Origin of the sequence: Pseudomonas sp. PSB11 (genome assembly GCF_014596605.1) — a bacterium.
Classification (GTDB): domain Bacteria; phylum Pseudomonadota; class Gammaproteobacteria; order Pseudomonadales; family Pseudomonadaceae; genus Aquipseudomonas; species Aquipseudomonas umsongensis.
On sequence record NZ_NOIO01000018.1, the window covers coordinates 114,294 to 135,207 of the forward strand.

Here is a 20,914-nt window from a genome sequence, read left to right on the forward strand (position 1 = left end):
ATTGGATGATCGTCAAAAGCGTCTTCTCCGTGCACGCTGGCTATTCCCTGAGGGCATTGAAGAACAAACTGAAGTTTGTGCTATTGGTGGGCAAGAACTGGACCGAGTTGAATCTGTTTTTCGGGCGCATGTCCAACGCGCTGGGCGATACCGGCATCGAGAGACTCGGTGGCGATTGCCTGGGCGTCATCCACTGGCCCTACATCAGCAAAAGCTGGAACTCTCAGGACAAACTGGGCGTCATGGCCTCGCATTACGAGGTGGTCACGAAAAGCTGCCCGCAATTACTGCTGTTCGGGCGCGACGACAGCCTGGTCCTGAGCGACCTGACGGCGTGGTCCGAAGGTTGCACGTTGGTATTGGACCGCCCGTTCTGGTTCATGCGTGAAGGCGAGTTGGTGCTGAATTTGTTCCAGGGCGATCTGCGCATTGCCTCGATCGCCTTCACCTTGTGTTGCACGGAGGGTGAGCTGTGCATCTTCATCGGTGCCGTGCAGGGCATCCATAAAGGCATCGAGAGCGAAAGATCGCTGGCCATCTACCGGGATGTCACCAAGGACTTCGAAGGCCTGCGACCCAGGAGCTTTCTGATTGAAGTGATCAAGTACATCGCCAGCCATATCGGCGTCGGAAAAATCTACGCGGTAGGGGATGTCTATCGTCATCATCGCCACCCGTATTTTGGCGCGCACAAAGCCCAGGAGCTGGCCGCCAATTATGATTCGATCTGGCTTGAGCACGGGGCGACACCGTCTGCGCGCGAAGACTTTTTTGAAATCCCCATGGCTTCGTCCAGAAAGCCGCTGGAAACCATTGCTTCAAAAAAACGCGCCATGTATCGCCGGCGCTATGAGCTGCTGGACGATACCTTCACCAGGATCGACCAGGTGCTGAAAGGCAGCTACGCAGTGAATTGACGTGACCGGTTACTGGACTACTGTGGGGGTACCTGCAGTAACAACTTCGACGACATTCAAGCCGGGTGCCCATGCGTATCGCTTATTTCATCAATCAATACCCGAAGGTCAGCCATAGCTTCATTCGTCGCGAGATCCTGGCGCTGGAGCGCCAGGGCTTTGAGGTCCAACGCATCGCGTTGCGAGGCTGGGATGCCGAATTGGTGGACGCCGAGGACGAGTCCGAACGCAGCAAGACCCAATACGTGCTGGCGGGTGGCGTCAAAGCGCTGCTGCGACCTGCGCTGCAGGTGCTGCGTACCCAACCGCGGCGGTTCTTTTCGACGCTTTGGCTGGCGCTGCGCATGGGGCGGCGCGCCGATCGTTCCTGGCCGTACCATCTGGTCTATTTGCTCGAAGCTTGCCGCGTGCTGTCCTGGATGCAGGCGTTCGGTGCCCGGCACGTGCATGCCCATTTCGGCACCAACTCGACCGAAGTGGTGATGCTGGCCAACGCACTGGGCGGGCCTACGTACAGTTTTACCGTGCACGGTCCGGAAGAGTTCGACAAACCGCAGTTCATTCACCTGGGCGAGAAAGTCCGGCGCTCGGCGTTTGTCGCGGCCATCAGTGCCTATGGGCGCAGCCAGTTGTATCGCTGGGTCGACCCGGCGCATTGGGCTCGGGTCAAGGTTGTGCATTGTGGCCTGGAGCGGGCCTTTCACGATGTGCCCGCAGTGGCGGTGCCGTCCGCGCCGCGGTTGGTTTGCGTGGGGCGCCTGTGTGAGCAGAAGGGCCAATTGCTGTTGCTGGAGGCCGCTCGCCGCTTGGCCGAACAAGGCGTGGCATTCGAGCTGGTCCTGGCTGGCGACGGCGAAATGCGCCCGCAGATCGAAGAATTGATTGCCCGGCACGGCCTGCAATCGCGTGTGCGAATCACCGGCTGGATCAGCAGCGAACAGGTGCGCATGGAAATTCTCGCCGCGCGGGCCCTGGTGTTGCCCAGCTTCGCCGAAGGCTTGCCGGTGGTCATCATGGAAGCCATGGCGTTGCGCCGGCCGGTGCTGACCACGTATGTGGCGGGCATTCCCGAGCTGGTGCGCCAGGGTGAGAACGGCTGGCTGTTTCCCGCGGGCGCGGTGGAAGAGTTGGCGGTGGCGCTGGCGGACTGCCTGGCGCAGCCGGTCGAGCAGTTGCAGCGCATGGGCGAAGCGGCTTATCAGCGTGTGCTGGAGCGCCATGATATCGATACCGAAGCGACCAAGTTGGCTCACCTGTTCAAGGCGCAAGCATGATCACATTCCTCAATTGGCTACTCGGCGTACCGCTGGCGATCATCCTCCTGCCGGTACTGGTGCTGTTCGTGCAGGTGCTGCTGGCGGGCTTGCCGGTGCGTGCGCAAGCACTCGCACAACGCCCGCGACCTCGGGTCGCGGTGCTGGTGCCGGCCCACAATGAGTCCTCGATTATCCAGGCCACCTTGAATTGCCTGCGCCCGCAACTGCAGGAGGGCGACCGCCTGTTGGTGGTCGCCGACAACTGCTCGGACGACACCGCCGCGATGGCGCGGGCGGCCGGCGCCGAGGTGGTGGAGCGCAGCAATGCCCAGCAGCGTGGCAAGGGCTATGCACTGGATTTTGGCGCGCGTCACCTGGCCAGCGATGCGCCGGAAGTGCTGATCATTGTCGATGCCGATTGCCAGGTGAACGAGGGCTTCATCGAACGCCTGGCCATTCAGTGCATCGACTCGGGGCGGCCGACCCAGGCGCTTGACCTGATGCGTGCGCCAGCGGGTGCGGGGCTGAAGGTGCAGATTGCCGAGTTTGCCTGGTGCGTGAAAAATCGGGTGCGACCGCAAGGCTGGGCCCGGCTGGGGCTGCCCTGTCAGCTGATGGGCACGGGCATGGCGTTCGTCTGGCGGGACCTGCCCTTGATCACGCTTGCCAGTGGTCACATCGTCGAAGACCTGAAAATGGGCCTGGATTTCTGTCGCAGCGGCAAGCCACCGATGTTTTGCCCCGATGCCCTGGTGACCAGCTATTTCCCCCGCAGTGACGAAGGCCTCACGACCCAGCGTACGCGTTGGGAGCATGGTCACCTGGGCGTGATCCTGGGTGACGCGCCCAAATTACTGGTGGAGTCGCTTGCCCGACGCAACTTCAACCTGCTGGCCATGACCCTGGATCTATTGGTGCCGCCACTGGCCTTGCTGACGTTGTTGTTGGGCGCGGCGTTTGTCCTGTCCTGGTTGGTGTTGCTGCTGTTCGGTGCGTGGCTGCCGGCATTGATCGCATCGGTGGGGGTGGTCATGTTGATGATCACCATCTTGCTGGCGTGGAGTCAGTTCGGTCGCGCCATCATCGCGTTTTCCGCGTTGCTGTATGCACCGTTATACGCACTGAAGAAAATCCCCCTGTACCTGGGCTTCCTGGTTAAACGCCAGGTTGAATGGGTGCGCTCCAAGCGAGATGACTCCTGATGCGTGCATTGGCCTGGCAGCACAACTGGCAAACGATCATCCAGTCACTCAAGGTCATCGCCGATACCGATCAAGAGCAGCGCTTGATCGAGGCATTGGCCTGGCCGCAACGGGCAACGGTGCTCGGGTTCGTCAACGCCCATGCGATGAACCTGGTTGCCAGGGACGATGTCTACTACCAGGCACTGTCCGCCGCCGACGTGTTGCTGCGCGATGGCTCCGGCATGTCGATCCTGTTTCGACGAATGGGCAGGGAGCCGGGGTTGAACATGAACGGCACGGACTTCATCCCCAAGTTACTGTCGGCCTATAAAGGACGGCGCGTGGCGTTATGGGGCACGCAAGAGCCTTTCCTGGCCCATGCGGCAAAGCATTGCCAAACGGCATTGGCAGTCAATGTCGTGTCTGTCCACCATGGTTTCGACGATGTGCAGACCTACCTTGAACTTGCCCGGCAACATCAGCCGGAACTGGTGGTGTTGGGCATGGGCATGCCCAAGCAGGAAATCGTTGCCGCCCGGCTGGCGGCCAGCGGCGTGCCCTGCCTGATCGTGTGTGGCGGGGCGATCCTGGACTTTCTCGGCGGCAAGGTGAGTCGCGCTCCGCAATGGGTGCGAGGCCTGGGTTGCGAGTGGGTATTCAGGCTGCTCAGTGAACCCAAGCGGCTGTTCAGCCGTTATGTGGTCGGTAACCCTCTGTTCATATTGAGAACGCTTGCCTGCCGGGTACCGACTCGGGGGTGAGGTGAGTGCCGCAGGAACAGGCTTGGCACCGTAATATCTTGCAAAACTCCGGCGTAGCATCTTTACTGCTCATGTAAGCGACGACTTGCTGACGCGGTAATGATTTGTTTCGCCTTTGGTGCGTATGGCGACGAAAGTTTGACGCCGGCTACCATCGTGTTGAAGCCTGAATTCAGTTCGTTATTCCTTGATTCGAACTTTCAAATAATCTTCCTTAATCATTTAGTGTTAATGCCAAATGAAAGAATATGTAAAGGCACTGTTGCGTCAGTTGATTACGCCGTCGGTACGCTTTGAACTGAGGAAAGCCCATGCCTGGCTGCGCGATATTGCCGGTCGAGCCTGTTTTTGGCGCTGGGAATTTGTCAGGTTCAAGCTGCGCGAAGAGAGTCCTTACGACATTCTCTATATGGGGCGTAAGGCACAGCGTGAATTCGTGAAAGTTCTCATGGGTGCTGAACCTCAGGTAGCCAATCAGCAACTTAAGGCGAATAAATCAGGCATAACGGTGTTCGTCAGTGAAATACCGACGCCGGGCGCACTCTGTGTGCCGCAATATCTCAGCGCCGTAGTTCCCCTGGGCCGCTCGATCGAGGACATCACCGCAAGATATAACTCTGAGCTGCGGCGCAATCTTCGCAAGAACCGTTTGCGCTATCGCCTTAAACAGGCGTTGAACGACGATGAAATCGAAAGCGCCGACCAAGGCATGCTGCAACCCTATGCCAGTGCAAGGCATGGTACTTCTGCTTCGCAGATTGAGCAGCAGGAGGTGCGAAGGGTGGCCAAAACCGCCGGCCGCCTGGACCTGGTGCTGCTGGAAGACGAGGTGGTCGCCTGTCACCTTGGCTGCGTGATTACCCGCGCGGGCAAGCGCTACTGGAGCACGATCCGTTTCGGCTACCCCGAAACAGTCTATTCGGATGCGAAAAAGCTTAGGGAAATCAACTCGATCACCACCTTCATGGCGCTGGAATGGGCGCTGGAAAACGGCTTTGATTATTACGATATCGGCACTTGCCTGGCGCGCCCGGACGACGGCTTGCTGGAATGGAAAAGAAGGCGTGGCGGCGATGTCGATACCCTGAATAACCACGGCTATTTGTTTGTCCGGCTGCCCAAGGTGGGCGTCGCGCAATTTCTTTGGGAAACACCCTTGTTTGCCGTAGAGGGTAAAAAACTCACCCTGCATCTGGGTTTGCCGGACGGGCAAAGTGATGAGGACATTGCCGAGCGCTATCGCGAAATGGGATTTGGCGGTCTCAGCAAGGTCTATCTTCATTGCGCCAAGGCGCCACCGGAACAACTGCTCGAGACTTTACGCGCTCGATACGGTCATCTGAAGGCACCGCCTGTCATGGAAAATATCATTTGTAATTGACTGGAGTTTGATAGTGCGCACAAGGACGACAAGCGCTAATTATATTTACACGCATTAGAGTGGTAATCCTTATGTCGCAATCGAATATGTTGGTGAGCGGCGCTGGGGCGAAATGGAGTTTTGCTGCGTATAAACACATGTTCAAGGAGAAAGTTGCCAGGAAAGCACCGCTGGACCTGCAGAGTGTCGCGGTGAAAACCTGGAACGTGGCTCCCCCCGATGAATCGATTGCACCCCCGGCTTTTTACCTGCCCAACCAGCTTGAACGCGTGACGGGATGGCAGTTTTATCCCTTCGAACATCCCCGTCGCACCATGGAGGGCAACGGTCTCGTGCAGCACGGCCCGACTCGCGCCTTTCTGCTCAAGGACGCCTGGCTGATCGACGGCGCGCTTTACAAAGGTGATGCCAAATCCTGGTTATCGCCCAGGGCCGGTTGGTTGCCGAAGATTCGCATAGAACACGAAATCGATCGCGCCGCGATGTATTGCACCGTGGGCGGCAACAAGTGGTTTGGATCGTGGATGGTGGATGATTGCATCACCTATCCCATGGCGAGCCAGCTCGGGGTTCCGGTGACCACGGAACTCGCTGAAACCGAAGTCAGCGCAACCCGGCACGGGATACTTCACGCCCCCGGTTATGAAAAGTGGCTGGGCATGAATCCGCTGCGTATGCGCAACGCATTTTTTCGTGAACTGGTGATCTTTGACGACATCAGCCAGAACCGCCACAAGCACCTGCGCTTTCGCGCAATGTCGGAAAAGTTGTTGTCCCATGTCAACGTCGTTTCTCACCCCGGTGTATTCGTGCTGCGGGGCAACAAGGGTGAGTTGCGGTTGCTGCGCAATGAACTGGAGTTGGCTGAACGTCTGCGCGAGCGCCGCGGCTTTCGCATCATCGACCCCTCGAAATCCGATGTGGCGACCATCGTCGCGGCTTGTGCCGGCGCCAGGACCGTGATCGGCATCGAAGGCAGTCAGCTCATACACGGCGTCAATGTCCTTGCACCCGGCGGCTCACTGCTGGTCCTGCAACCCCCTGACCGTTTCGTCTGCTTCTTCAAATACCTGACGGATCGCGACCGGCAAAACTTCGGTTTTGTGGTGGGCACCCCCGACGGCGAAGGTTTCCGGATCGATCCCGATGAGGTTGAGCGCACCCTCGACCTGTTCCCGGCCTGATGCTTTTGCAGCCTCGTGCTTAACCCGGTAACGCTGGTCGTCAGCGTTACCGGGCGGCTCATGCAATCAAGGTATGACTAGTAGGCATGTTTGCCGGAGAAGGCCGTCACTGTCCGGGCAAGGATGACGAAGTCGAGCCACAGGGACCAGTTGTTGATGTATTCAATGTCCGAATCCACCCGGCGAATCATCTGTTCGATGTCTTTGGTTTCACCGCGATAGCCACGCACTTGAGCCAGGCCAGTAATGCCTGGCTTGATGTTGTGGCGGGCAAAGTAGTCGGCGATGTCGGGTGAATACTGCGCGTCGTGCTGGATGGCATGCGGACGCGGCCCGACCAGGGACATTTCACCCATCAGTACATTGAACAACTGCGGTAGCTCATCCAGGCTGGTGCGTCGAATGAAGGCGCCGACCCGGGTCATGCGCGGATCATTCTTTTGTGCTTGCTTGACTACACCGTCTTCGGGCTGATGGACCACCATGCTCCTGAACTTCCAGATGCGAAACGGTCCGCCACTCCAGCCCATCCGTTGCTGGCGAAAGAACACCGGCCCCGGGCTGTCGAGCTTGATGGCAATGGCCACGATGGCCAGCACTGGCGCCGCAATCAGCAAAAGCAGAAACGCCAGCACGCGGTCTTCAAGGTTCTTGAGCAGCAGGCGCATGCCCATCAGTGGCGTCTCGGACAAGGTCAGCACGGGAATGCCGGCGATCTCGCGAACGCTGTGGTTGATCAAGCGCAGGGAAAAGATGTCTGGCACCCAGTTGACCGAGATGTGCTTGTCGAACAGCTTCAGATACACATCCTTGATCACCTGGGAGCCGTCCAGTGGCGTGACGAAGTAGACGGTGCGGATCGAATGCTGGACGACCAGGTCGTCAAGATCGCAAATATGACCCAGTATCGCCAGGCGGTTGGGGTTTTCCGAACCATCCTTGCCCCGGTCGTCGGCCGCCCCGATCAACACGGAGCCGACTACCCGTTCACCCAGCCAGGGATTGTTGCTGATTTTCTGGTGCAGGAAGTCCGCCAGCTCTCCCGAGCCGATGATCAGCGCGTTGTCCCGTTGGGTGGGGTGGGCCAGGAATTTCTTTTGCAGTTCACGGGTCGCGAGGTGCAAAAGCAGTTGGGCAAAATACCCGATGACGAACAACTCACCGACCAGCAAGCGTGAGTACTGTTCGCTTTGTTTCGTAAGAAAGGCCATGGCGACGAGAAAACAAAAGGCGGCGGTCCACGCCTTGAACAGTTTGAAGGCCTTGACGGCAAACACGACATTGCTTCGATAAATCGCGTAGTGGTCGTAGACGACCGCAAGCGCCCCCAGCAGCAACAGGACCATGATCACATAAGCCTGGGTGATGAAACCTATGTGATAAACAATCAGGTACCACGCGACACCGGTGACAGCGAGGCTATCGAGGCCTGCCTGGATAAAGATACTGGTACTGCTTCTTCGCTGGAGTACGGAACGGCTACTGCTCGGCTCAAAAATCATGATCAGATCCCATTTTTGCTGCCCCCTCGCGCCCAACCCGAACGCGATCCAGGTCAAAACCACCTTCGTTTCAGAGCTTTAGCCTCAACGGCAAGCTACTTATAGTCGAGAAATCCACCGTCCACCGAAATTCGCAAAGCTGGGGAGAACGCGGCATCCCGTGCTATCACTTTAGCAGCAGTGTGGATTCATTCACGCAATGGACGAAGTTTAGTCTGCGGCATGCACGCAGGCACCGGGCGGCCTGCTTTTGGGAGGGTGATACGACCATCGGTAGTACCTGGATTGCCTGGGCAGGGAAGCATGGGTGAGCAGCGCATGGGCAGCGCTGTCAGTTATTCATCCCGTCTTCGATGGCGATGCCTTGGGCGCGCATCTTGCTGATCAGTTCAGCGCGAGTGCCTGGCAGGTTGAGCATGGTTTTGGCGCGCAACGCCGCCACTTCGTCGGCACTGTAGGGCTGGTAATCGGCGGGTCGGCTTTTGCCGGCCATGCCGTCCTCGCGCATCAGCCAGTTGAGCAGGTCGGCCAGCTGCGCGTTGTTCAACGCCGATTGCGACATGCCAGGCACGCGCACCAGGAATTCACGGCCGCCCGGGACTTTCAGGAAGTTGCCGACAAATCCCGTCATTCTCGGGGTGTCATTGGCCGCAGAGCCCATGCCGTTGCCCAGATGGCAACCGGCACATTGCAACTGATAGTTAACGCCCACGCTGTAGCCGGCCTCGGCGATGGGCTTTTGCAGTTCCTCGTTGCCCGGCGCGTGGCGCTGCGTCGGGTCGGGGATGGCCCGGGCCTGGGCGAGCGGGGTGGTCAGGGCGCAGACGAGACCGAGGACCAGCAACTTGCGCATGAGATGTCTCCTTGGGGGGGCTGTAGGAGCGAGCATGCTCGCGATGGACGTCAACGATTACGCGCCTGTCTGGATGTGCGCGTTGTCTGGACATTTTTCGCGAGCATGCTCGCTCCTACAGGGGACCAATGCCGGTGCCAGGGCAACCGGCGGTGGTGCGTGTCAGACCGCCACGCCGCGGATGATCGAAACGGTGCAGTGATAGATGTGCGACTTGGCGGCCAGGCACCAGTTCACATCGTTGTTGTTGAACGGGCGGTAGGCCGGTTCTTCACTGTCGTTACGGGTGCAGGCGCACTGGGCGCAGCTTTGTTTACCGCAGCAGTCGTTGTACGAAATGATGTAGTCCTTGCCGTCGGCCGGGTTGCGGCAGGTGCCGATCCAGGTCACTTGCGAGGCTTCGGTGCCCGGTGGGCAGGACGTCACCGAACCGCCGCAGCAGCTGCACAGAAAGCCGTCGATGGAGCAGTAGCGCCAGTAGTCGCAGCTGTTTGGATCACCCGGATCACCGGCTTTCGGGTCAGTGGCGGCCAGCGCCTTGCTGGTGCGATCCAGCGGCAGCAGCACGGGAAGGGCGGCACCGGCGACGATCAGCGAGCCCATGCGAGCCAGCAGTTTGCGGCGCGAAGTCGTGTCGGCAACACGGCGCGAGGAGCGTTCGAATAACAGATCCAGCAGTTTCATGAAGGTCTCCCTGCCTTATCAGTGGCTATGGCCGTGGCTGTGGTCATGAGCGTGGTCGTGGGGTTGCGCATTGAGATATTGCTGCAGCGTCGCGTGCTTGAGGTGCTCGACCTCGAACAGACTGTCCAGGTGCTCGCGGGAGTTGACCAGGCCTTTGGCGCGCAGGGTGCCGGACTTGTCGATCAGGGCAGCGTACGGCAGCTTGCCGATCTGGTAGGTCATGCCCACTTCCGGGCCGACTACATAAGTGGCGTCTTCGAGTTTGTGCTCGCGGATCAGCGCTTGCTGGGCGTCCATGTCGCCATCGCTGACGAACACCACGTCCAGCGTGCTGGCTTGTTCCTTGGCGATGGATTTGATCGCCGGCAGCAGGGATTTGCAGATCGGGCAAGTCGGCGAGAGGAAGAACAGCAGTTGCGATTTCTCGCCGGCATAACCGAAGTTCACCGGGCGGCCATTACGGTCGGCAGCGGTCACTTGCGGTGCGGCTTCGTTGACGGCCACGCCTTTGTCCATCATCAGCGCGCCGGCCGGGGCAAGACGGCCGTGCAACACGCCAATCTGACGGACCAGGCCCATGACGACGAACGCCACGGCCACCAGCAATACCCAGAGCAGAACGTTGGAAACGATCAAGCCTTCCATTGTGATTACCTACCAATCAATTTGAGCAGAAGAGGGGAGTTCGCCGCCAGGCCATCGGCCGCGGCGTAGATGAGCAGCGCGACGGCGGCCGAAGCCAGGGTCACGAAGCCATCGAACACAGTCATGTCACGCACCATCGGCGCGACGCTTGCCAGCAATGCCAGCGCCACCAGCACGCTGTTGCGCAGCAGCAGCACAGGGCGCAGCGGTTGTGCCTGGTCGGGCCCTGCACAACCGCAATCGATGTCGCGACGCCCACGCCACAGGTTGATGCCGATGGCGGTGGCGTACAGCGCCAGCAGGCTGGCCGCGCTCAACGCTGCCCAGGGGCGGCTGACCGGCACCAGCAACGCGAACGCAATGGCCAGTTCCAGCAGCGGGATCAACCGCGCGCTCGGGCGCACCAGCGCGTCGGGCAGCAGTTGATAATCGGCAAGTTGTTTGCGAAAGCGCGCTGGCGCTCGCACCTTGTGGGTCGCGGCACTGGCCAGCAGCACCGCAATGGCGATGGCGCTGGCAATGATGAAGATCGGATCTGATTGCATGGCCGGATCTCTGTTAGTAGCTCATGACCTGAGTCGCGGTTTTTGCGACCTTGGCCATGCTGCCGGTGTGCTGGTTGGTCTTGAGGTCGAAGATCTGCAAGCCGCCTTCAACGTCGGTGCCCAGCAGCAGTGGCTTGTCGTCGCCGGTGGCCTGCATGCTCCACACCGGTACCGGTGCTTCCAGGGTGGCGATTTTCTTGCCAGTCTTCAGATCGAAGGCCCAGATCAAGGGACTCGGGTCTTCCCACTTCATCGGTTCGTGGGCGTCGTGCATCAGCACGTACAGGCGGTTCAGCTTCGGCGCGACCGCCATCAGCTGCCAGCCGCCCGGGGCCCAACCGGCTTTCTTCTCTTCGTCGGTGACCAGCGACCAGCTCGGCAGGATTTTCGGCGCGTCAGCGGAGAAATCCACGGCGCGCACGGTGCCGGTAGTGGTGGTGAAGTAGTAGGTGTCGCCGACGTTGACCGCGCGCTCCACCAGTTTTTCCGCGTTCGGGTCAAAGAACGGCGTGCGGTTGCGCGCGGTTTCCTGGCCTTGATCGTTGAGGGTCACCACCTGCAGGCTGCCGTCGCCGCACAGCGAGGCGAAGCGACGCTTGCCCACCGGGTAGTTGAGCACGCAACCGGGAATCGCGATTTCCGAGGCAACCGCTTTGGTCTGGGTGTCGACCACAGTGACTGAGGTCGACGGGGTGAAGTTGTAGACGTAGACGAAACGGTCATCGCCGCTGGTCTTCAGGCCGTAGCGCTGGGTCAGCGATTCGGCGCGCTTGTTCGGGATCAATACTTCCCAGGCCGGCGACAGGGTCGAACTGTCCCACGCGGTCAACACGTCGGTGCGGGTGCCGCGGGTGCCGCGCGAATACCAGATGTCGGCGCTGTAGATCAGCTTGCCGTCATGGCTCAGGGCCGAAGGCGCGGCAAAGCCGGTCGGGACCATGCCGAGCACGCGTTTCTGATCGGGGTCGACCACGGTGACACGTCCGGCGACGAAGCTTTCGAACTCGACATCGACGACGAATGCCCGGTGCGGTTCAGCGGGGAAGGCCAGGGTGGTCTGGCCGATGCCGGTGTCGGCGGGCAAATCCGCGCGGGCACTGTTCAAGCCGAGTACAAGCAGGCTCAGGCCTAGCGCTGACTGTACGGAGATCCTGTTTGTTCGCATAAGGGGAACTTCCTGAATTGTTGGTAACGCGGATCGCGGGTGAGTGGGCAGATTCTGACTATCGAATAGTGCCTCGCCCGGCAATCGCGGGAATTGCCCTGCCTGCCAAGTGTTTGTGTATCTGTGCCAGTGTCGGGGGGGATCAGAGTGCGGGGGGGATCAGGGGGAGGGAAAAGCTGAACACCGCACCACAGGGTTCCAGGTTTTGCGCCCAGATATCGCCCCGGTGACGGCCGATGATGTTCTTGCACAGCGCCAGACCAATGCCGTTGCCGCTGACCTTGGACGAGAAGAAGCCGTCGAACAGCTTCTCTTGCGCCTCGGCCTGGATGCCGCGGCCGTTGTCCTCGATGCGCACCAGCGCAACGCCGTCGGCGGCGCTGGCATGAATGCGCAGAATCCGACGTTCGAGCGGCAGGTCGGCCATTTCTTCGATCGCATTGAACGCCAGGTTGAGGATCACCTGGCCGATCAATACCTTCTCGCAACTCACCTGCAGCGGCGCGGGCGAGGTCACGACTTCCACGCGCACCTGGCTCGGGTCGGCCCGCAGGCTGATGAAGTAGCGGGTTTCGCGCAGCAGTTCGTTGAGGTCGATCAGCTCTTCGCTTTGCTCCAGTTTAACGACGTAATCGCGCACGCTCTTGATGATCACCGAGGCGTGCTCGATCTGCCGCACAGCGCTCTGCAAACCCCAGGTGACGCCTTGATCGGCGTCAGCTGCATTGCCCAGGCGAATCACCGCGCCCTCGATGAAGTTGCGCGTGGCGGCCAGCGGTTGGCTCAGTTCATGGGCGATGGCCACGGCCATTTCACCCATGGCGTTGTAGCGCGCCAGGTATTCGAGTTTCTGCTCGCTGACCCGCCGCGCGTCTTCGGCCTGCACCTGCTCGGTGACGTCGCGGAACAGCAGCAGATGGCCGACCAGGTCATCTTCAATCTCTATATAACGGCACGTTGCGTCATGCCAGCGCCATTCCCCGTCCCGCCGCCGCACTTGGTAATGCACGTTGAAGGGCGTGTGTTCCGGCGTCTCATGGGCGAATTTTTGCAGCAGCCGCTGGCGCGAAGCCTCGTCGCACCAGGCCAGGAAGTTCTGGCCCATCAACGGGTGGACTTCACTGCCGAGCAAGTGCGCGCCGGAGTCGCTGATAAAACCGATATCGCCCTCGGGACCGAGTACCGCCACACCTTCGGCCAGATCCTGCATGAAGGCCTTGAGCCGGCTTTCGAAACGCTTGAGGTCACGCTTGACCTTGTCCTCTTTGGAGATGTCGCGGAACTGCACCATCAACACATCCCGACCGTCCAGGTGCACCAGGGTCGCCACGGCCTCGGAAAGAATTTCCACCCCTTGCTTGGAGCGATAGCACCACTCGATGGCGCGCTGGCCGGTGCGCGCAGCACCTTCCAGCCAGCGCAGGCCCACCGAGCGCCGGTACTTCGGTGCGTCGCGGGTCATGTCCGGGGCCTTGAGCGGCGTCAGTTCCTCCAGGGTAAAACCCAGCGCCGCCAGGGCGGCAGCGTTGGCCCAGAGAATTTCCTTGGTCTGCGCATCGTGAAGAATGATGCACAGCGGCATGGCTTCGATCAGCGCATGGAAGTCGTTCGGTTTTGGCTGGTACATCACACGGCCCCTGGCGGCAGAGATTTGCAGTATGGCGTTTTATACCTGCTCGCACAGCGGCATGCGCTCAGAGGTAACCGGTGTGGATCTAGGGGATTTCTTTAGGTGGGGGGCTGCACGCACCAATAGTTGCGCCGGCATCCGGTTTTTACACTGGACCGCAATGCAAGGGTGACCACGCCTTTATCTGTAGGAGCTGCCGAAGGCTGCGATCTTTTGATCTTGATCCAAAAACAAAATCAAAAGATCGCAGCCTTCGGCAGCTCCTACAGACAGCGGTGCGGTGTGGCCCCCACTAACAATAAGCAAAACGGAGAAAGCCCATGCTGCGTTCAGCGGTCGTGCAACAAGACGCACCGATCGGTGTTGACGAGAATGTCGTCGACAGCCCGGCCTTTGCGCAGGTGCTGGAAGAAGTGCGCCAACGTCGCAACGAATTCGACAGCGTTTCCCATGTGCCACGGGACATGATCGAACGCTTCAAGCAGGTGGGCATCTACCGCGCCGCCACGCCGAAATGCTACGGCGGCGACGCCCTGGCGCCGGCGAAGTTTCTGCACATGATCGAACGCATCTCCGAAGCCGACGGCTCCGCTGGCTGGGTGGCCAGTTTTGGCAGTGCCGGTGTCTACCTCGCGGCGTTGCCACGCGAAACCCTGGCTGAACTCTATGCCGATAGCCCGGACCTGGTGTTCGCCGGCGGCCTGTTTCCACTGCAACCGGCCGAGGCGGTAGAGGGCGGCTATCAGGTCAACGGTACCTGGAAATTCGCCAGCGGCTGCAAGGGTGCGGACTTGCTGGGCGTGGGCATCGGTGCTGCAGGCGGCAAGCCGCGCACCGCCGTGTTCCGCCCGGAGCAGGTAGAGATCATCGAGAACTGGGACGTAGTCGGCCTCAAAGGCACCGGCAGCCACGACCTGCGGGTGTCCGACAAGCGCGTCGACGAGCGCTGGACCTTCATCCGTGGCGGTGTCGCGACCATCGACGAGCCGCTGTTCCGCTATCCCTCGATTGCCTACGCCGCGCAAGTGCTGGCAGTGGTCAACCTGGGCCTTGCCCGCGCTGCCCTCGATGAAATCAGCCGCATGGCGGGTGGCGGTGGCATCACCGGTGCGCCGAAACTGTCCGACCGCGCTTATGTGCGCATCGAAATCGCCAAGGCCGAAGCCAAGCTCAGCGCCGCTCGCGGCTTCTTCTACAGCGCGACCGAACAGGTATGGAACTCGATCCTCGCCGGCAATCCGGTCACCCCGGAGCAGACCAGCCTGTTGCGCTTGTCCGCCATTCACGTGTCCCAGGCCGGCGCCGAGGTGGTGCAGAGCGCCTACGGCCTGGCCGGTACCACCGCCATTTACCTGCGCCATCCGCTGCAGCGTTACCTGCGCGACTCGATGGTGGTGACCCAGCACGCGTTCCTCAGCGAAGGACTGTATGACGGCGCCGGCTCGGTGTTCCTCGGCGTTGCGCCGTTCCCGGGCTACATCTGAACACTTTATTTCAGAGCTTCATTTACAAGGATCAACACACATGACTCAAACCACTCAAGAACCGTTGCGCGTCGTCTTCTGCATCGGCATCACCCAGAACTTTTTCGACCTGCCTACCGGCGAAGGCCTTAGCGTATGGAAGGGCTTCAGCCGGATGATGGCGGATCTCGGCGCGATGCCCGGCATCACCGTGCTCGGAGCCATGGATGACGACCGCTTGATGGTCGGCCCGTCGACCACCTCGCCCTGGACCGTGTACATCATGGCCGACGTCGACTGCCACCAGTCGGTGATCGACGCCTGCAACCTGTTCCGCACAACGCCTGTGAACGAATACAGCCTGTGGCGCTACGCCAAGGTCGAAGCGCGCATCGGTCGTGCGCTGACCATCCCTGACGCGGCCAGGGTGTAAGCCATGGACGAGGCCTTGCTGCTGCGTCTGGCGACGCTCGAAGGGGAAAGCGCTGTGCGTCGCTTGATGGCGCGCTACATGGACCTCTGCGACGTGCCGCGGGCGCCGACCCAGGTCAGCGAACTGGCGGAGCTGTTCTGCGTCGATGCGATCTGGGAAGGCGTGGGGCGCGAGACCGCGCAGACCTTCGGCCAGCATCGTGGACGCGAGGCCGTGGCGGCGTTTGTCGGCGGTTACCTGCCGCCGTCGGATCACTTCCAGTTGAACCTGCATTACCTCACCAGCGAGTCGATCGTGGTCGACGGCAGCACGGCGCAGGGGCAGTGGATCATGCAGCAGATTTCCACCTACGCCGATCAGCGCAGCGAACTGTTCGGCACTCGCCTGAACATCGATTTCCGCTGTGTCGACGGCGTCTGGCGGATCGCGCATTTTCGCACGCAACGCTTGTTCAGCACTTATTTGTACAAAGAGGAGAAGGGTGCATGAGTACTTTCATCAGCGAATTTCTCCTCGGTGGCAATGGCAAGCGCGTAGCCATCAAGGACTCCATCGACATCGCCGGTTATCCGACCCGCTCCGGTAGCCGCGCCTTCGCCGACGCACCGGCGGCGACGAAAAACGCCGAAGTGGTGGACGCGATTCTCAACGCGGGTTGGCAGATCGTCGGCAAGACCAACCTGCATGAGCTGGCGTTTGGTGTTACCGGCATCAACGACTGGACTGGCACGCCGGTGAATCCTCAAGCACCTGATCGGGTGCCCGGCGGTTCCTCCAGCGGCTCGGCTTCTGCCGTCGCGGCGGGCCTGGCGGACATCGCGATCGGCACCGACACCGGTGGTTCGGTGCGAGTCCCTGCTGCGTGCTGCGGGGTTGCCGGGCTCAAGCCGACCTACGGCCGTGTCAGTCGTATCGGCGCGCATCCGCTGGCCTCCAGCCTCGATTGCGTGGGGCCGTTCGCCAGGACCATGGACGACCTGATCGCCGCCATGCAGGTGATTTGCCCAGGTTTCAACCTGCAAGGTTTGCCAGGTGACGGCGCCAAAGTCGGCTTCCTCGACGTGGCCTGCGACGCGCACCTGCAGGCCAGCCTCGGTGCTGCTGCCGACCGCGCGGGCTGGCGCCGCAGCCACCTGAAATTGAGCGAATTCGAAGCGGCGTTCGCCGCCGGCCTGACCGTGATCAATTTCGAAAACTGGGCCGCGTTCGGTCACCTGACCGGCAAGGGCCTGATCGGCGCCGATGTGGAAACCCGTCTGCTCGCAGCCAGCCGCACTACTCGTGAAGAGCTCGCAGAGGCCGAAATCGTGCGTACTCGCTTTACCCAACAAGTGGATGCGGCGCTGGAAGACTTCGCCGTACTGCTGTTGCCGACTTTGCCAAGCCTTCCACCCACGCTGAACGAAGCCCGTAGCGGCAGCAAGGCCGTGGCCGGCATGACCCCGCTGGCGCGTCCTTTCAACCTCAGTGGCCATCCGGCGCTGACGGTACCGGTGGAACTCGATTGCGGCGGGCTGAAAGTCGGCCTGCAGATTGTCGGTCGCAAAGGTCAGGACGAACTGGTCTGCGCCTTTGGTGCGCAACTGCAAGCCTCAACCCTTTAAATCTAACAAGAAGCCATGAGGAGAACCGCATGAGCACTCATGAATACCGGCTGATCGCAACGTCGAAAAGCCCCGAAGACCTGGTCCAGCATGACCGCGTCGACGTCTCGCTGTACAACGACCCGGCGCTGTTCGAAGCCGAGCTCGAGAAAATTTTCTACCGCACCTGGGTGTGGGTCGCCCACGAAAGCGAAGTGCGCAACAGCGGCGACTTCAAGACCGCTACCATTGGCCGTCGCCCGGTGATCGTCGTTCGCGACAAGAAGAACAACATCAACGTGCTGGAAAACCGTTGCCGGCACCGCGGTGCCACCGTGTGTGAAAAGCACAAGGGCAACGCTACCGGTTTCACCTGCCCGTACCACAGCTGGTCCTACGGCCTGGACGGCAAGCTGCGTGCGCTGCCGTATCCGGATGGTTATGAAGGCATCCTGGAAAAATCCGAACTGCCGCTGACCAGCCTGCGCGTCGAGAGCTACGCCGGGATGATCTTCGCCAGCTACAACGACCAGATCGAACCGCTGGAAGATTTCCTCGGTGGCGCCAAACACTGGATGGACCTGTTCATGAAGCAGGGCGCCGGTTACCCGATCAAGACCCAGGGCGAACACAAGTTCAGCTTCAAGGGCAACTGGAAGATCCAGCTGGAAAACACCACTGACGGTTACCACTTCCCGATCGTGCACAAGTCGTTCATGTCGTCGGTGGATGAAGAAACCTCGGAGATGCTGTCGTTCATGACCGACGAGCAGGCCGTCACTCACTCCCTGGGCAACGGCCACAGCGTGATGGTGATGGTGCCGGAGCACGTCGACCTCGATCACGACGACGGCACCGAACAATTGCAAGAGCGTTTCGCCCACGTCACCGAAGAACTGTCGAAGACCCTGCCGGCCGATCAGGTGCGTCGCATCGTGCGCTCGCTGCACGGCGCCGGTTTCAACCTGAACCTGTTCCCCAACGTGGCCATGTCGATGTCGTTCTTTCGCGTGCTGCGTCCGGTATCGGTCACTGAAACCGAGATCCGTCACGTTGCCCTGGGCATGGACGGCGGCCCGGAAATCGCCAACCGCGAACGCATGCGCATTCACGAACACTTCCAGGGCCCGTTCGGTTTCGGCAGCCCTGACGATGCCGAAGCCTGGGACCGCGTGCAGCGTGGCTCGTACGCCGGCGTCGATGCGCCAATCCTGGTCAACCGCGGCCTGAACCGCGAAATCACCGCTGAAAACGGCGACAAGGTCAGCCACGCCACCGACGAGGGCGGCATGCGCGGAGCCTACGACATGTGGAAAAGGATGATGAGCCAATGAGCAATCACGACACCCTGAACGGTTTTTCCGGCCCGCTGGCCCAGGCCATCGAATTCATCTGGCGCGAAGCCGAGCTGCTCGACCACAAGCACTATGCCGAGTGGGCGACCTTGTGGAGCGAAAGCGGCAAGTACATCGTGCCGATCGACCCGGACACCGAAGACTTCGAGGCGACGCTGAACTACGCCTACGACGACGCACGCATGCGTGAGCTGCGCATCGAACGCCTGACCGCCGGTTACTCGCCGTCGGCGGTGGATGCGGCGAAAACCATTCGCACGGTCTCGCGTTTCCGCCTGGTCGAAGCCGCCGGCGACATCGTCGAAGTCAACTCGGCGCAGCTGCTGTACGCCTACAAACGCGGCGTGCACACACCGTTCGTGGCCGACCTGAACCACCGCATCCGCTTCACCGATGGCGTGCCGACCCTGGAGCGCAAAGTGGTACGGCTGATCAACTCCACCGACAGCCTGAGCGCGCTCGGCTTCCTCCTGTGAGGGCAACATCATGAGTCGAGTAGCCCTTGTCACGGGTGCCTCGCGCGGGCTGGGCGAGTGCATCGCCCGCCGTCTGCACGGGGCGGGTTATCGCGTCGCCCTGGCCGATGTGCGCCTCGATGGCGTGCGGCGACTGGCTGCCGAACTGGATGCCAGCGGTGCCAGCGCTATCGCCATTGAGCTGGATGTACGCAGCAAGACTGATTTCCAGCATGCCCGCGACGTGCTGGTCGAGCACTGGGGCGGCTGCGACATCCTGGTGAACAACGCCGGGGTGTCGAAAGTCGCGGCGCTGATGGACATCACGCCCGAAGAGTTCGATGACTCGATGGCGATCAACCTGCGCGGCACCTTCGTCGCCTGCCAGGTGTTCGGTGCGCACTTCGCCGAGCGCGGCTTTGGTCGCATCGTCAACATCGCTTCCCTGGCCGGGCAGAACGGCGGCACCGCCACCGGCGCGCATTACGCCGCGGCCAAGGGCGGCGTGGCGACGCTGACCAAAGTCTTTGCCCGTGAACTGGCGCCGCAAGGGGTGACGGTCAACAGCATTTCGCCAGGTCCGCTGGACTTGCCGGTCGTGCGTGAAACCGTGGCCCCGGAGCGTCTGGAACAGATCCTGAAAATGATCCCGGCCGGCACCCTCGGCGACCCGGCGTTCATCGCCGACAGCGTGCTGTTGTTGATCGCCGATAACGCAACGTCCGTCACCGGCGCGTGCCTGGACGTCAATGGCGGCCTGTTCATGCGCTAAGCCACAGAAAAATGCCCCCCTGTAGGAGCGAGCACGCTCGCGATGGTCGTCAACGATGACACGGGAAACCTGACACCCCGTGGCGACCTCAGGTTCATCGCGAGCATGCTCGCTCCTACAGGATGCAGTACCCAAAATAACAGTATTCAGGTGATGCCATGATGAAGGTGAAAATCGAAAGGATCGTCGAAGAAGCGCAGGATATTCGTTCCTTTCGCCTCGTGCGCAGTGACGGCCAGCCGCTCGACACCTATGAACCGGGTGCCCACGTCGACCTGACCGGGCCGACCGGGGTGACCCGCCAGTACTCGCTGTGCAGCCCCCCACAGGATCGCCGCGCCTACCTGGTGGCGGTGAAAAAAGAGCCGCTGTCGCGCGGTGGTTCGCAGGCCTTGCATGAGCAAGTGCAAGAGGGGATGGAGCTGGAAATGGGCGCGCCGCGCAACCTGTTCCGCCTCGATCCGGATGCCCGCGAACATGTGCTGTTCGCCGCCGGCATTGGCGTGACGCCCCTGTTGAGCATGGCCTATCGACTGGCGGAAAGCGGCCAGCCGTATCGCCTGCATTACTTCGCCCGCTCGGCGCAGTACGCCGCGTTTACCGAACTGCTGGCAACGCATTTCGCCGATCACGTAGAGTTCCACTACGGCGTCGAACCGGGCGATCTGGACGCTGCGTTGAGCGCATGCCTGGATCGCGCCAACCCGACGGCCCACGTCTACACCTGCGGCCCGGCACCGTTCATGAACAAAGTGGTGGAAGTGGCTTCGCGCAGTCGCGCCGATGAGGCCATTCACCTTGAACACTTCGCTGCGGATCCGGCGGCCAACAGCGCTCCGGCCGGCAGTTTCGAAGTGCAGCTGGCCAGTTCCGGCGTAGTGCTGCAAGTGCCGGCCAACACCAGCCTGGTGGACGTCTTGCAGGCCCACGGTTGCGACATCGACACCGAGTGCCGCGAAGGCATCTGCGGCACCTGCATCGTCGAAGTGCTGGAAGGCGTGCCGGAGCACCGCGACAACTGCCTTTCCAACAAGGAAAAGGCCTCCAACCAGCAGATTTGCGCCTGCGTTTCACGGGCACTTTCCGCTCGTCTGGTATTGGACATTTAATCGCTTTGCACGCTGGAAAGCCGACGCCGGAGTCTGT

21 protein-coding genes are annotated in these 20,914 nt (G+C 60.9%); 14 read left to right on the plus strand and 7 right to left on the minus strand.

All coding sequences use genetic code 11. The annotated features are described in order from the left end of the window. Positions 1-5 precede the first annotated feature (5 nt). The 6 genes from CGA21_RS20195 to CGA21_RS20220 all read left to right on the plus strand — a co-directional run bounded on the left by CGA21_RS20195 (position 6) and on the right by CGA21_RS20220 (position 6,683). Entirely contained in the window at positions 6-917 is a 912-nt protein-coding gene (locus CGA21_RS20195; RefSeq protein ID WP_370628275.1) for a DUF535 family protein, read from the plus strand. A 71-nt stretch (positions 918-988) separates the two neighbouring features. Beyond that, the gene (locus tag CGA21_RS20200; protein ID WP_188264884.1) at positions 989-2,191 is read left to right on the plus strand and encodes a glycosyltransferase; all 1,203 of its coding nucleotides are present in this window, start codon (positions 989-991) and stop codon (positions 2,189-2,191) included. Continuing rightward, positions 2,188-3,375, plus strand: a complete 1,188-nt coding sequence (locus tag CGA21_RS20205) for a glycosyltransferase family 2 protein (protein ID WP_188264885.1) — start codon at positions 2,188-2,190, stop codon at positions 3,373-3,375. The genes CGA21_RS20200 and CGA21_RS20205 overlap by 4 nt, the downstream gene beginning before the upstream one ends. After that, positions 3,375-4,118 (plus strand): WecB/TagA/CpsF family glycosyltransferase, encoded by a 744-nt coding sequence (locus CGA21_RS20210; protein WP_188264886.1) that lies wholly within the window; start codon positions 3,375-3,377, stop codon positions 4,116-4,118. Before CGA21_RS20205 ends, CGA21_RS20210 begins: the two co-directional genes overlap by 1 nt. Before the next feature lie 238 nt (positions 4,119-4,356). Continuing rightward, positions 4,357-5,499 carry a hypothetical protein gene (locus tag CGA21_RS20215; protein ID WP_110750679.1) on the plus strand — a complete coding sequence of 381 codons (1,143 nt, stop codon included), beginning with the start codon at positions 4,357-4,359 and terminating at the stop codon, positions 5,497-5,499. A 71-nt stretch (positions 5,500-5,570) separates the two neighbouring features. Continuing rightward, a complete protein-coding gene (locus CGA21_RS20220) occupies positions 5,571-6,683 on the plus strand; it encodes a glycosyltransferase 61 family protein (RefSeq protein WP_188264887.1) in 1,113 nt (370 codons plus the stop codon). A 77-nt stretch (positions 6,684-6,760) separates the two neighbouring features. Here the strand turns inward: CGA21_RS20220 and CGA21_RS20225 are convergent, their stop codons facing one another. From CGA21_RS20225 to CGA21_RS20255, 7 genes are all read right to left on the minus strand, one after another. Continuing rightward, positions 6,761-8,185 carry an undecaprenyl-phosphate glucose phosphotransferase gene (locus CGA21_RS20225; protein ID WP_033039829.1) on the minus strand — a complete coding sequence of 475 codons (1,425 nt, stop codon included), beginning with the start codon at positions 8,183-8,185 and terminating at the stop codon, positions 6,761-6,763. A gap of 331 nt (positions 8,186-8,516) precedes the next feature. Continuing rightward, the gene (locus CGA21_RS20230) at positions 8,517-9,038 is read right to left on the minus strand and encodes a cytochrome C (protein ID WP_110750675.1); all 522 of its coding nucleotides are present in this window, start codon (positions 9,036-9,038) and stop codon (positions 8,517-8,519) included. A gap of 162 nt (positions 9,039-9,200) precedes the next feature. Continuing rightward, the gene (locus CGA21_RS20235) at positions 9,201-9,722 is read right to left on the minus strand and encodes a methylamine dehydrogenase light chain (protein ID WP_008062110.1); all 522 of its coding nucleotides are present in this window, start codon (positions 9,720-9,722) and stop codon (positions 9,201-9,203) included. 18 nt (positions 9,723-9,740) lie between these two features. Further along, positions 9,741-10,367, minus strand: coding sequence for a methylamine dehydrogenase accessory protein MauD (gene mauD / locus CGA21_RS20240; RefSeq protein ID WP_008062109.1), 627 nt, complete (start codon positions 10,365-10,367; stop codon positions 9,741-9,743). A 5-nt stretch (positions 10,368-10,372) separates the two neighbouring features. Beyond that, a complete protein-coding gene (locus tag CGA21_RS20245; RefSeq protein WP_110750671.1) occupies positions 10,373-10,912 on the minus strand; it encodes a MauE/DoxX family redox-associated membrane protein in 540 nt (179 codons plus the stop codon). Between the two features lie 13 nt (positions 10,913-10,925). Further along, complete coding sequence (locus CGA21_RS20250) at positions 10,926-12,077, minus strand: amine dehydrogenase large subunit (RefSeq protein WP_110750669.1); 1,152 nt, start codon at positions 12,075-12,077, stop codon at positions 10,926-10,928. A 142-nt stretch (positions 12,078-12,219) separates the two neighbouring features. After that, the gene (locus CGA21_RS20255; protein WP_188264888.1) at positions 12,220-13,704 is read right to left on the minus strand and encodes a sensor histidine kinase; all 1,485 of its coding nucleotides are present in this window, start codon (positions 13,702-13,704) and stop codon (positions 12,220-12,222) included. Positions 13,705-14,027: 323 nt separating this feature from the next. On the opposite strand from CGA21_RS20255, the gene CGA21_RS20260 reads away from it, so the two are divergent. The 8 genes from CGA21_RS20260 to CGA21_RS20295 all read left to right on the plus strand — a co-directional run bounded on the left by CGA21_RS20260 (position 14,028) and on the right by CGA21_RS20295 (position 20,877). Continuing rightward, entirely contained in the window at positions 14,028-15,191 is a 1,164-nt protein-coding gene (locus tag CGA21_RS20260; protein ID WP_188264889.1) for an acyl-CoA dehydrogenase family protein, read from the plus strand. Positions 15,192-15,231: 40 nt separating this feature from the next. After that, the gene (locus CGA21_RS20265; RefSeq protein ID WP_110750664.1) at positions 15,232-15,603 is read left to right on the plus strand and encodes a hypothetical protein; all 372 of its coding nucleotides are present in this window, start codon (positions 15,232-15,234) and stop codon (positions 15,601-15,603) included. A 3-nt stretch (positions 15,604-15,606) separates the two neighbouring features. Next, positions 15,607-16,092: a nuclear transport factor 2 family protein gene (locus CGA21_RS20270; protein WP_188264890.1), complete on the plus strand. Its 486-nt coding sequence runs from the start codon at positions 15,607-15,609 to the stop codon at positions 16,090-16,092. Then, the gene (locus CGA21_RS20275; protein WP_188264891.1) at positions 16,089-17,207 is read left to right on the plus strand and encodes an amidase; all 1,119 of its coding nucleotides are present in this window, start codon (positions 16,089-16,091) and stop codon (positions 17,205-17,207) included. The genes CGA21_RS20270 and CGA21_RS20275 overlap by 4 nt, the downstream gene beginning before the upstream one ends. A 29-nt stretch (positions 17,208-17,236) precedes the next feature. Further along, complete coding sequence (locus CGA21_RS20280) at positions 17,237-18,520, plus strand: aromatic ring-hydroxylating oxygenase subunit alpha (RefSeq protein WP_188264892.1); 1,284 nt, start codon at positions 17,237-17,239, stop codon at positions 18,518-18,520. Beyond that, entirely contained in the window at positions 18,517-19,017 is a 501-nt protein-coding gene (locus tag CGA21_RS20285; RefSeq protein ID WP_110750656.1) for an aromatic-ring-hydroxylating dioxygenase subunit beta, read from the plus strand. The genes CGA21_RS20280 and CGA21_RS20285 overlap by 4 nt, the downstream gene beginning before the upstream one ends. A 10-nt stretch (positions 19,018-19,027) precedes the next feature. Continuing rightward, positions 19,028-19,768 (plus strand): SDR family NAD(P)-dependent oxidoreductase, encoded by a 741-nt coding sequence (locus CGA21_RS20290; protein ID WP_110750654.1) that lies wholly within the window; start codon positions 19,028-19,030, stop codon positions 19,766-19,768. A 158-nt stretch (positions 19,769-19,926) separates the two neighbouring features. Next, positions 19,927-20,877: a PDR/VanB family oxidoreductase gene (locus CGA21_RS20295; protein ID WP_188264893.1), complete on the plus strand. Its 951-nt coding sequence runs from the start codon at positions 19,927-19,929 to the stop codon at positions 20,875-20,877. The last annotated feature ends 37 nt before the right edge of the window (positions 20,878-20,914 follow it).